At 64.7% G+C, this 11,657-nt stretch carries 8 protein-coding genes; 3 read left to right on the forward strand and 5 right to left on the reverse strand.

Annotation, left to right across the window (positions count from 1 at the left end; genetic code table 11):
• Positions 1-2,291 (reverse strand): DNA translocase FtsK (locus tag AC16XC_RS00935; protein WP_484032754.1); only part of this gene is annotated, 2,291 nt, incomplete at its 3' end.
• Between the two features lie 247 nt (positions 2,292-2,538).
• Positions 2,539-3,072 (reverse strand): thiamine phosphate synthase, encoded by a 534-nt coding sequence (locus tag AC16XC_RS00940; RefSeq protein WP_484032755.1) that lies wholly within the window; start codon positions 3,070-3,072, stop codon positions 2,539-2,541.
• A 22-nt stretch (positions 3,073-3,094) separates the two neighbouring features.
• On the opposite strand from AC16XC_RS00940, the gene AC16XC_RS00945 reads away from it, so the two are divergent.
• The gene (locus AC16XC_RS00945) at positions 3,095-3,757 is read left to right on the forward strand and encodes a YggS family pyridoxal phosphate-dependent enzyme (protein WP_484032756.1); all 663 of its coding nucleotides are present in this window, start codon (positions 3,095-3,097) and stop codon (positions 3,755-3,757) included.
• A 6-nt stretch (positions 3,758-3,763) separates the two neighbouring features.
• Here the strand turns inward: AC16XC_RS00945 and AC16XC_RS00950 are convergent, their stop codons facing one another.
• The 3 genes from AC16XC_RS00950 to AC16XC_RS00960 all read right to left on the reverse strand — a co-directional run bounded on the left by AC16XC_RS00950 (position 3,764) and on the right by AC16XC_RS00960 (position 9,361).
• Positions 3,764-4,681: an OmpA family protein gene (locus AC16XC_RS00950; protein WP_484032757.1), complete on the reverse strand. Its 918-nt coding sequence runs from the start codon at positions 4,679-4,681 to the stop codon at positions 3,764-3,766.
• A 220-nt stretch (positions 4,682-4,901) separates the two neighbouring features.
• Positions 4,902-7,667 (reverse strand): [protein-PII] uridylyltransferase, encoded by a 2,766-nt coding sequence (locus AC16XC_RS00955; protein ID WP_484032758.1) that lies wholly within the window; start codon positions 7,665-7,667, stop codon positions 4,902-4,904.
• On the reverse strand, positions 7,664-9,361 hold the full coding sequence (locus AC16XC_RS00960; protein WP_484032759.1) for a class I adenylate-forming enzyme family protein: 1,698 nt from the start codon (positions 9,359-9,361) through the stop codon (positions 7,664-7,666). The genes AC16XC_RS00955 and AC16XC_RS00960 overlap by 4 nt, the downstream gene beginning before the upstream one ends.
• A 147-nt stretch (positions 9,362-9,508) precedes the next feature.
• Between AC16XC_RS00960 and lgt the strand changes: the two genes are divergently transcribed.
• On the forward strand, positions 9,509-10,393 hold the full coding sequence (gene lgt / locus AC16XC_RS00965; protein ID WP_484032760.1) for a prolipoprotein diacylglyceryl transferase: 885 nt from the start codon (positions 9,509-9,511) through the stop codon (positions 10,391-10,393).
• On the forward strand, positions 10,390-11,466 hold the full coding sequence (locus AC16XC_RS00970) for a class I SAM-dependent methyltransferase (protein ID WP_484032761.1): 1,077 nt from the start codon (positions 10,390-10,392) through the stop codon (positions 11,464-11,466). The genes lgt and AC16XC_RS00970 overlap by 4 nt, the downstream gene beginning before the upstream one ends.
• Positions 11,467-11,657: the final 191 nt, after the last annotated feature.

Genomic DNA, 11,657 nt, shown 5'->3' on the forward strand with positions numbered 1-11,657 from the left:
CGACCGACATGGTTGGCCGGGCCGACCAGCCCTTCCGCTTCCATCCGTTCGATCCATTTGGCGGCAGTGTTGTAGCCTACCCCCATCTGGCGCTGGAGCCATGAGCCCGAAGCCTTCTGGTTCTCGATCACGATCTGGCAGGCCTGGCGGTATTTGCGCTCTTCGGGATTGTCGGACGCGGTGAACTCGTCCTCGAAACCGAAGCTGCCATCCTCGGGTTCCTCGGTGACGCTGTCGACATAGACGGGCTTGCCCTGCGCGCGCCAGTGGCGGGCGACCCGCTCGACTTCCTCGTCCGAAACGAACGGCCCGTGGACGCGGGTGAGCGTGCCGGTCGAAGGCTTGTAGAGCATGTCGCCCTTGCCGAGCAGCTGTTCGGCCCCCTGTTCGCCGAGGATCGTGCGGGAATCGATCCGGCTGGTGACGTTGAAGCTGATGCGGGTGGGGAGGTTCGCCTTGATCACCCCGGTGATGACATCGACCGAGGGGCGCTGGGTCGCCATGATCAAGTGGATGCCCGCCGCGCGGCTCTTTTGCGAAAGCCGCTGGATCAGGACCTCGATCTCCTTGCCGACCACCACCATCAGGTCGGCGAGCTCGTCGACGATCAGCACGATCTGGGGCAGTTCCTCGTAATCGAGCTGTTCTTCCTCGAACAGTTCCTCGCCGGTTTCGGGATCGAAGCCGGTCTGGACCCGGCGGCCGAGCGGCTTGCCCTTCGCCGCGGCGGCGCGCACGCGTTCGTTGAAACCCTGGAGGTTGCGCGCGCCGATCGCGCTCATCATGCGATAGCGGCGCTCCATCTCCTCGACCGCCCATTTGAGCGCGCGGATCGATTTGTGCGGTTCGGTCACCACCGGCGCAAGCAAATGCGGGATATCGTCATAGCTCTTGAGTTCGAGGATCTTGGGATCGATCAGGATCAGCTTCAGCTCGCGCGGGGTAAAGCGGTAGAGCAGCGACAAGAGGATGCAGTTGAGCCCGACCGACTTGCCCGAGCCGGTGGTCCCGGCAACGAGCAGGTGCGGCATGGCGGCAAGGTCGGCGACGATCGGTTCGCCGGCGATGTCCTTGCCGAGGATCACAGGCAGCATGCCCTTGTGATGGGCATAGGCTTCCGAGGCCGTGAGTTCCTTGAGCGAGACCGTCTGGCGGTCGGCATTGGGCAGTTCGATGCCCATCACGGTCTTGCCCGGGATCGGCGAAACGCGGGCCGAGATCGCGCTCATGTTGCGGGCGATGTCCTCGGCGAGGCCGACCACGCGGCTGGCCTTGACGCCCGGCGCGGGTTCGAGCTCGTACATGGTGACGACCGGGCCGGTGCGTACCGCGGTGATCTCGCCCTTGACGTTGAAATCGTCGAGCACGCTTTCGAGCAGGCGGGCATTGCTCTGCAGCGCCGCCTTGTCGAGCTTGGGCGCCTGGTTGGCGGGCGGGTCCTCGAGCAGGTCGAGGCTCGGCAATTCGTATTCGGCGAACAAGTCCTTCTGCTTCGACTTGCCGGTCAGGCTGGCGCGTTTGGGCGGCTGGCGCGGATCGCTGATTTCGGGCGGCTTGCGCTTCTCGTCCTGCGCGACCGGGGCGGGGCGCGGCTCGACCAGCGGCTTTTCGCGCCTGGGCACGAACGGCAGGCTGTCGGCGCTTGGCAAAGCGGGCTTGCGCCGGAGCATGTCGGGCAGGGTCAGGAGCAGCGCCCAGTCGATCGCGAAAATCCGCCCGACCAGAAACGCGCCGCCGAACAGGCAGGCGATCCACAGGCCGGCGATGGTCCAGAACTGCGCGGCTTCGGGCGTGAGAGCGGCGAGCGCCTCCACTCCGCTCGCGCCCAGCAGGCCCGCCATCCCGCCGAGTCCGGCCGGGAGGTTGCCTTCGCTCTCGGTGAAGGTCAGCGAGAGCACGATCGCGAGCAGCGCCATGGCGAAAAGCAGTACGCCGACCGTGCGCCACCAGCGCATCCCGTGGGGGGTTTCCTCGTCGTCGGCATCGCGCCACAGCTTGCGGGCAAAGGCATAGAGCATTGGCAGGAACAGGATCGCGGTAAAGCCGAACACCAACAGCACCGCATCCGCGATCCATGCACCCGGGCGGCCCATCCAGTTGGCGACTTCGCTGCCCGCGGCGGTCGACAGCGAAGGATCGGTCTGGTGGTAGCTGACCAGCGCCAGGAACAGGAAGACCATGGCTGCGCTGAGCACGACCGCGCCCGTCATCTGCGCGGCGCGGCGCAGCGAACGCCGGAATGCGGCGCGCCAGTCTGCCGGGGCCTGTTTGCCGATTGCGCGGCTAGCCATGTGCGTTCCCCTGGTCCGTCAAGAGGGCAGAATCGCAGATGCGGGACTCGCGGTCAAGAATCTGGCGGTTCAGGCATTTCTTCCCCCTTGGTGGGGGAAGGATGCGAAGACTTGGCAACTTTGTTGCCTAGTCGCAGCTGGAAGGGGGTGAAATAGCGTCTGGTCGAGAACTCACCCCCTCCCAACTCCAGCTAGCGGGCAAGCCCGCAAGCTTGCGTATCCCTCCCCCATCAAGGGGGAGGACGACCTATGCTAACCCCTCGATCGCCGCCCAAAACGGCCATTTGAGCCGGTCTGCGCCTTCCTGCGACATTCCGCCCAGCGCGATCACCGGGACTTGCGACCGGGCGGCAAGGCCATGGAAACGCAGCGGGCCGAGCGCCCTTGTGCCGGGATGCGAGCGGGTCGGAAAAACCGGGGACAGCAGGATCGCGTCGGCGCCCATCCGGTTGGCCTCGCCGATCTCGCGCAGGGAATGCGCGGTCGCCAGTCGCAGCAGGTCGCGCGTGGGATAGAGCGCACGCGGCGCACCGTAGATCCCGTCTGCCCCCCATTCGAGCGCGGTTGTCGCACTGTCGGCCAGGATCACGACATGCCCGCGCCGCCGGGCAATCCCGACCAGCTCGAAATAGCGGTCCACCCGTTCCTCGGGCGCGAGATGATAATGCCGGTAGATAAAGCCCGAGCCGCGCGGCAGCCTGCCCAATGCGCCTTCCAGCACCGCATCGTTGCGTTCGTCGGAGATCAACCACAGGCTGGGGAAGGGCTGGCGCAGGGGCATGGCCGCGCTATAGCGGCGCGCGATGGAGAATGCAGCCAGCTTGCTTGCCGAGGTTCAGGGCCGGATCGCCCATGCGGCGCAACTCGCCCGGCGGAAGCCGGACGAGGTCACGCTGATCGCGATCAGCAAGACCCATCCGGTCGAAGCGATCGTGCCACTGATCGAGGCCGGCCAGCGCGTCTTCGGCGAGAACCGGGTGCAGGAAGCGCAAGCCAAATGGCCGGCGCTCAAGCAGCGCTTTCCCGCTATCGAACTGCACCTTGTCGGCCAGCTGCAATCGAACAAGGCCGATGATGCGGTCGCGCTGTTCGATTGTATTCACTCGCTCGACCGGCCCTCGCTGGTGGCGGCGCTGGCGAAGGCGATGGACAAGGCCGGAAGACAGGTCCTTTGCTTCGTCCAGGTCAATATCGGGGCCGAGGACCAGAAAGGCGGCTGCGCGATTGACGCCCTGCCTGCGCTGCTGGCCGAAGCACGTGCGGCGCAACTCCCGGTGATCGGGCTGATGTGTGTCCCGCCCCTCGGCATCGAGCCCGCGCCGTTCTTCGCGCTCTTGGCCAAGCTTGCCGACGATCACGGCCTCGCCCGGCTCAGCATGGGGATGAGCGGGGATTACGAGACCGCGATCATGCTCGGCGCAACCCATGTGCGGATCGGCACCGCGCTGTTCGGAGAACGGGGCTAGCCCGGATTACTGGGTGTCGAGCGCCTTGCTGACCAGGATGTTCACCGCCACGCGCCGGTTCTGGGCCTTGCCCGCTTCGGTGGAGTTGTCCGCCAGCGGATCGGCCTCGGCCATCCCGGTCGGCGTGAGCATGCGATAGGGCTTCCAGCCGCATTGCTGCTGGAGGTAATTGACCACGCGCGCGGCCCGCCGCTCGCTCAGCTCCTGGTTGAATTCCTGGCTGCCGGTCGAATCGGTGTAGCCGACCACCAGCAACAGGGCGTTTTCCAGCGCTTCGGCCTGGGCCGCGGCAGCGCAAAGATCGCGTTCGGCCTGGGGCGAAAGCGCCCATTTGCCGGTGTCGAAATAGACGTTTGTCGCGCCTTTGAGGTTATATTGGTCGATATCGCCCAGGCGGCCGCGCAGGGCCTCGGTTGCGGCGGCGTTTCTTTCGATGGCCGCATCCTGCTGGGCAAAGCGCTGCGACGTGCCGCCGTGGATCATGGCGGCGGTTTCGAGGTCCTCGTTCTTGAACCTGATCCGGCTTGCCACCAGGCCGCGGCCCCATTGGACCGTCCTGACCGTCACCGGTAGCCCGCTGAGCAGCGAATCCGCGGTGATCTGTGTGCGTCCCATGCCGAGAAAGCCTCCGGTCCCCCGGATGTCGGTCGCTGCGCTGAGGGCGATCAGGGTACTCGTGCCGTCGCTGGCCGAGACCTGGATCCTGCCGCCGTTACGCGAAGAAATAATGCCTTCGATTTCAGGGCCTTCGGGCAAGCCGGAAAGGTCGTCAGGGGTTTCGCCGTAAACGGTCGTCAGCACTTCGCCCGGTGCCGAACTGCCCTGCGACGGCTCCAGTTCCTGCGCAGACAGGCTGCCCGCAATGGGAAGCGCCAGCATGGCAAGCAGGAACGCTACTCCAGGCTTGTTGGAAACGACACTCATCACTTTGCTCCTTCGAACTTCGCCGTCAGGGCCACCAAGTTCGCGCCTGTTGAACAGTCCGGGACTGCCAAATTCAGCGATGTGCGGCCCTCGATTAGCGGTCCCTATGCATAATTTCGGCCGCAAAGGGAATCCCGCCGAATCAAGCCGTCCATTTTGATACACAGGTGGTCCCGGCTCCGGCTCCGGCGGACGCGCATCGGTGGAAAAAGGCGCCGCGTTAGGCCGGCTCCTTCTTTCCCGCAGGTTCCCATTCGTCGCTGGCCGATGCCAGCAGCCGCTCCTCGATCGCCTTGAGCCGCTCGGGCGAGGTTACCTTGTGGCCCAGGAGGTCGGTCACGTAGAAGGTATCCGCGGCGCGCTCGCCGTAATTGGTGATATGCGCCGAATTCACCATCAACTGGCTTTCGAACAATGCCCGGGCCAGGCGATTGAGCAGTGCCGGTTTGTCGCGGGCATTGACTTCGATCACCGTGAACCGGCCCGAGGCCTTGTTGTCGAAGCTCACCCGCGGTCGCACGTCGAAAGTCGAGGCCCGGCTATGAGCCAGCGGGCGCTTGGCCAGCTGCGGGACCATCTCGATCCGGTTGGCCAGCGAATCCTCGATCGATTTCTTGAGCCGGTCGAGTTGCGCCGGTTCGCTGAACGGGCGCCCGTGGGGGTCCTGCACCAGGAAATTGTCGACCGCCTTGCCTAGCCGGTTGGTGTGGATGCGGGCATCGATGATGTTGCCTCCGGCCAGCGAAATCGCCCCGGCAATGCGGTAAAAGATACCGGGATGGTCGTCGCCGATCACGGTTACCAGGGTTGCTCCGCGCGCCGGGTAATATTCGCAATGGATCGAAAGCTTGTGGGTCAGCGCCTTCGCTTCCGAATAGTGCACCAGGTTGAGCGCGATGATGTCTTCGGGTTCGGCGATCCAGTAGGAATCGTCGAACCGGTCGCGCAGTTCCTCGATCAGATGCGCCTTGTCGCCGAGCAGTTCGCGGACCGCCTCGCGCTTTGCTTCGATCCGGCCTTCGCGGCCGGCAGTCTTGTGGCCCAGCCGGAGCAATTCCTCGGCGCTGATGTATAGCTGGGCCAGCAATTCGCGCTTCCAGCTGTTCCAGATCCCGGGGCCGACCGCCCGGATATCGACGATGGTGAGCAGCGTCAGCAGCCGCAGTCGCTCGACGCTTTGTACCTCGGCAACGAAATCCGCGATCGCCTTGGGATCGGACAGGTCGCGCTTGAACGCGGTCGCGCTCATCAGCAGGTGATAGCGCACCAGCCAGGCAACCAGTTCGGTCTCGTTTTCGTCCATGCCGAAGCGCGGGCACAGATCCAGCGCCACTTGCGCGCCCAGAACCGAATGATCGCCGCCACGGCCCTTGGCGATATCGTGCAGCAGGACCGACACATAGACCGCCCGGCGGTTGCTGATCCGGGGAAAGATTTCGGTCGCCAGCGGATGATCGCCCTCGAGTTCGCCGCGCTCGATCTGCGCGAGGAGGCCGATCGCCCGGATGGTGTGCTCGTCGACCGTGTAATGATGATACATGTCGAACTGCATCTGGGCGTTGACCCTGCCGAAATCCGGCACGAAACGGCCGAACACGCCGGCCTCGTTCATCCAGCGCAGTACCGTCTCGGAATCCCTGCGCCCCGTCAGCAGTTTCAGGAACAATTCGTTCGCGCGCGGATCGTTGCGCACATCGTCCATGATCAGGCTCGCATCGCGGGTGATCAGGCGCATGGTTTCCGGGTGAATCTCGAAGCCTTCCTCTTCGGCGATCTGGAAAATCTCGACCAGCCGCACCGGGTCCTTCCTGAACCAATCGTCGTCCTGCGCGGCGATCCTTCCGCCAAACAGCTTGTATCCCTTGAAGTCCCGCGGCTTCTGGCGGAATCCGGCAAGCAGGCCGCGCGGCTTCTTGCGCGCGATCTGCTCGTCGAGCTGGGCGAGGAAGATACCGGTCAGGCTGCCGACCCGTTTCGCCTGCAGGAAATAATACTGCATGAAGCGTTCGACCGCGCTCTTGCCCTTGCGTTCGGCAAAATTCATGCGTTTCGCGACTTCGCGCTGGAGATCGAAGGTCAGCCGGTCCTCGGGGCGGCCGGTGATCGTGTGGAGATGGCAGCGGACCGCGAGGAAAAAGCCTTCCGCCCGGCGGAATGCGCCATATTCGGCCCGTGTGAACAGCCCGACTTCGACCAGTTCCGCCGCGCTCCTCACCTTGTGGATATATTTGCCGATCCAGTAGAGCGTTTGGAGATCGCGCAGCCCCCCCTTGCCTTCCTTGACATTGGGTTCGACGACGTAGCGGCTGTCGCCCAGCCGCTTGTGGCGTTCGTTGCGCTCTGCCAGTTTCTCGGTAACGAATTGTCGCTCGGTCCCCGCGACCACTTCGGAGAAGAAGCGGCTGGAAGCTTCCGCGTAGAGTTCCTGGTCGCCCCACAGATAGCGGCCTTCGAGCATCGCCGTGCGAATGGTGAGGTCGGCCTTCGCCATTCGCACCATCTCGTCGACCGAGCGGCTCGAATGTCCGACTTTCAGCCCCAAATCCCACAGCAGGTAGAGCATTGCCTCGATGACCTGTTCGCACCAGGCCGTCTGCTTGCCGGGCGTGATGAAGGCGATGTCGACATCGGAATGCGGCGCCATCTCGGCGCGGCCGTAGCCGCCGACCGCCATGATCGCGAGCCGCTCGCCCGAAGAGCGGTTGCCAACCGGATAGAGGTCGGCAATCACGTGGTCGTGCATCACCCGGATCAGCTGGTCGATCAGGAAGGCATGGCCGAGCGTGATCTCGTGCCCGGCCGACGGCTTCTCACATAGCCGGCGGTCGAGTTCGGCCCGGCCATCGGCCAGCGCCGTGCGCAGCAATTCGATCACGTCCTGGCGCGATGCCTCGGCGCCCGATCTTGCGACTGCTGCGGCAATGTCCTCGGCCAGTTTGCGGCGGTCGATCACCGCGCGCTGCTTGGGAATCTTGAGTTTGGTCACTTAAGTCCACTTAGGGCGGAATATTTTTCGCGCAACGAACGCTTGTCGACTTTTTCGGTGCCCAGCCGCGGAAGCGAGCCCTCTGCACGCCACATAAGAGCGGGAATCTTGAATGCCGCCAGTCGCTCGGCGAGATATTCCCTGAGATCGTCTTCCGACAGGTCGCGCCCCGGTTGCGGAACCCATACCGAACCGACGATTTCGCCGAACCGTTCGTCGGGCAGGCCGAACACCGAACATTCGGCAATGTCGGGATGCGAATAGATCGCCTGCTCGACTTCGACGCAGGAGATATTCTCGCCGCCGCGGATGATGATGTCCTTCTTGCGGTCGACGATAAAGAGGTAGCCGTCTTCGTCGAGATAGCCCAAGTCGCCGGTAAGGAAATAGCCATCCTTGCGGATCGCTTCGTGCGTGGCCTCGGGATTTTCCCAATAACCGAGGAAATTGCAGATCGAGCGGATCGCCACTTCGCCGGTGCGGCCCGGCTCGAGCTTTTCCCCGTCCGCGCCGAAGATCGCGAGATCGACCAGCGGCGGGTTGGCCGGCCCGGTGCTGCCCGGCTTGGCAAGGTAATTCTCGTTGAAGCTGGAGCAGCCGACAGCGTTGGTCTCGGTCAGGCCGTAGCCGATGCCCGGCAGGCCGTGCGAGGATTTCTCGGGCACTTCGAGCACATGCTCGACCGGGCGGGCAGCCCCGCCCGAGCCGAATGTGCGGCACGAGGAGAGGTCGAATTCGCCGCGCTTCGGATGGTTGAGGATTTCGTGGCTCATCAGCGGGACGCCGAGGAAATAGGTCACCTTCTCGGCTTCGATCAGCCGCATCGCCTCCACCGGATCCCATTTCGGCATCAACACCAGCTTGCGCCCGAGCATCACGCTCAGGAGCATCAATACGACTTCGCCGGTGATATGGAACAGCGGCACGGCCACCACCGCGGAGGGCGGGTCCTTGGGAGCCTCGCCCTGTGCGGTCATGTGGCCGAGCATGGCGAGCGTGACCCCGGCGAAGTTGAAAATCGCCTGGACCACGCTGCGATGGTCGCAGGCAACGCCTTTGGCGCGGCCGGTCGAGCCGGAGGTGAAAAGGATCGTGGCGAGATCGTCGGGCCCCAGTTCGGGCAGGTTTGCTTTCCTGCCCGCGCCCTGCGCCAGGAGTTCCGCAAATCCTTCCTCCGGCAGGCTCCCGTGCGAAAAGACCTCCACCCGCGCGCCATGCGCTTCGCCCTCGAGCCGGGCCGCGCGCTGGGCATCGGCCAATACCAGACGGCACCCGGCGAGCAAGATCGCGTCGTTCATCTCCTCGGCGGTCCACCAGCCGTTGAGCAGGGTGGCGCAGCCGCCGGCCAGCTGGATCGCGAAATATGCCACAACCCAATTGGCGGAGTTGCGCGCGGCGAGACCGACCCGGTCGCCCTTGATCACGCCCAATCCGGCGACCAGCGCTTCGGCCAGCTCGCGCGCGGCGGCGAGCGTATCGGCAAAGCTCAGCCTGATATCGCCATCGACCAGGTAGCAGGCCGCGCCATGCCGCGCGGCATAGAGCTCGAAATAATGCGCGAGCGAAGGCGGTGCGTTCCTGAACATCGGAAGTTCGGTGCCGAAGCGGGCGATCGTCGTCAGTTCGAGCGGTCCGCCGGGCGCCAGGAATGGCCTGAGATGTTTCGCCAGGCTCTGGTCCATTGCGCTCGGCATTGGCGTTCACTCTCCCATGCGCGGGTCCGGTTGCGAAGGAGCCTTGTGGATTTGCCGCGCAAACCGGGGTTTCGCCCCGCCGCATGCTGTGCCACAAGCGCCCCGCTTCTCGCGGCGCTTGCCGATGATTGATAAGGGGTTCCCCAAGTGCTGTCACTATTGGCCGAGGCGTCGCAGGCGATCAGGTTCGAGGATCTGGGGCTGCAGCCCGGGATCGATCTCGGCTTCTTCACCCTGCGCTATTATTCGCTCGCCTATATCGCGGGGATCCTGTTCGCCTATTGGCACGTCTCGAAAATGCTCAAGGGTCCGGGAGCGCCGCTGGCGCAGCGCCACGCCGAAGACCTGTTCTTCTATTGCACGCTCGGCGTGATTCTCGGCGGGCGGCTGGGCTATGCGCTGTTCTACACCGGCTGGGGGACGGACAAACCGAGCCTGTTCACCGACTTTTCCGGCGACGGCTTCATCAGCTGGCAAGTGCTGCGGCTGTGGGATGGCGGGATGAGCTTCCATGGCGGCGTGCTCGGCGTGCTTGCGGCGATCCTGTGGGTGTGCCGCAGGAACGGGCTCAATTTCCTGCGCGTGAGCGATTATATCGCGGTCAATGTTCCGGTCGGCATGTTGCTCGGGCGGCTGGCCAATTTCGTCAATGGCGAGTTGTGGGGACGACCGACCGACGTTTCCTGGGGGATGATCTTTCCCATGGGCGGCGATATCGTCCGCCACCCCTCGCAGCTCTATGAAGCGGCATTGGAAGGGGCGATCCTCGCGTTCGTCCTCATGCTGCTGTTCTGGAAGACCCGCGCGCGCTATCGCCCCGGCCTCCTGGTCGGGACCTTCACCGCCGGGATCGCCGCCGCGCGCTTCGTGGTCGAATTCTTCCGCGAACCCGACAGCCATCTCGAATGGGTGGTCGAACAGACCGGACTGTCGATGGGCCAGTGGCTCACCATCCCGCTGATCCTGGTCGGCCTGTTCTTCATGATCCGCGCGCTTGCCAAGCCCCCGCTCGCATCCGGCAAGCCTGCATGAATGAGGAAGCCGGGCGTGCCAGCCTGGCGGAGAGCTTCCGCCGCCTGATCGCCAGCGCCGGCCCGATGCCGATCGCGCATTACATGGCCGAGGCGAACGCCCGCGATTACAATGCGCGCGACCCGCTGGGCCAGGCGGGCGATTTCATCACCGCGCCCGAGATCAGCCAGATGTTCGGCGAACTCGTGGGCCTGTGGCTGGCGGATATCTGGCTCAAGGCACAGCGCGCCGGGCCGCTCCATTACGTCGAACTCGGCCCCGGACGGGGAACGCTGGCGCGCGATGCCTTGCGGGCAATGAAGCGCTACGGGGTCGAACCGCAAGTGCATTTGGTCGAAGCTTCGCAGGCGCTGCGGCGTATCCAGCAGGACAGGCTCGAGGTTGAGGCTGTGTGGCATCACGACCTCTCGAGCGTGCCCGACGACGGCCCGATCCTGCTGGTCGCCAACGAGTTTCTCGATGCGCTGCCGGTGCGGCAGCTGGTCAGGACGGCGCAAGGCTGGCGCGAGCGCATGGTCGTGCCCGAAGGCGGGCGCTTTGCCTGTGTCGCGGGCGAGCGGCCGATGGATGCCGCGGTGCCTGAAGAGCGGCGCGACGCGGAAGAAGGGACGATCCTCGAAACCTGCCCCGGTGCCGCGGCGGTGGTCGAGGAAGTGGCGAGTCGATTGGCCAGCCAGCAGGGCGCGGCGCTGTTCATCGATTACGGTTACGCCCAGGCGCAGACCGGCTCGACCCTGCAGGCGGTGAAGGGACACCACAAGGTCGATCCGTTCGTCGATCCGGGCGATGCCGACCTGTCCGCGCTGGTGGATTTCGCGACGCTGGCCCGGATCGCGGAGAATTCGGGCGCGCGTTGGCTCGGCACGGTGCCGCAAGGGCAATGGCTGCGCGCGCTGGGGATCGAGCTGCGCGCCGACGCGCTCGCCACCTTTGCCCCGCAACACCGCGACGAGATCATGGCGGCGAAGGACCGGCTCGCCGGCGACGAGCAGATGGGTGCGCTGTTCAAGGTGATGGGTCTCACCCATCCAGCCTGGCCGGACGGGGCAGGGTTCGCTCCACACCCTGTTTGACAATGTCCGTGACAAAAACGGCCTTGCCCGCTTATGTCGCGCAAAACAGATCAGGAGAGGTATCCGATGATTGGAAGGGCGCTAGCCGTTATCGGTCTGGCAGCAATTGGGTTCGCGAGCACAGCCGCAGCGGCGCAGGAGCAGGCGCGGATCGAGTGGAAGACATTTCATTCCCGCGCGATGGAAGGAAA

This window comes from Candidatus Andeanibacterium sp. (assembly GCF_057143545.1).

Excerpts from the sequence above, each read along its gene's own strand:
- AC16XC_RS00960 (WP_484032759.1), bottom strand. The coding sequence starts at position 9,361 with ATGCCGAGCGCAATGGACCAGAGCCTGGCGAAACATCTCAGGCCATTC.
- AC16XC_RS00950 (WP_484032757.1), bottom strand. The coding sequence starts at position 4,681 with ATGAGTGTCGTTTCCAACAAGCCTGGAGTAGCGTTCCTGCTTGCCATG.
- AC16XC_RS00940 (WP_484032755.1), bottom strand. The coding sequence starts at position 3,072 with ATGCCCCTGCGCCAGCCCTTCCCCAGCCTGTGGTTGATCTCCGACGAA.
- AC16XC_RS00945 (WP_484032756.1), top strand. The coding sequence starts at position 3,095 with ATGGAGAATGCAGCCAGCTTGCTTGCCGAGGTTCAGGGCCGGATCGCC.
- AC16XC_RS00970 (WP_484032761.1), top strand. The coding sequence starts at position 10,390 with ATGAATGAGGAAGCCGGGCGTGCCAGCCTGGCGGAGAGCTTCCGCCGC.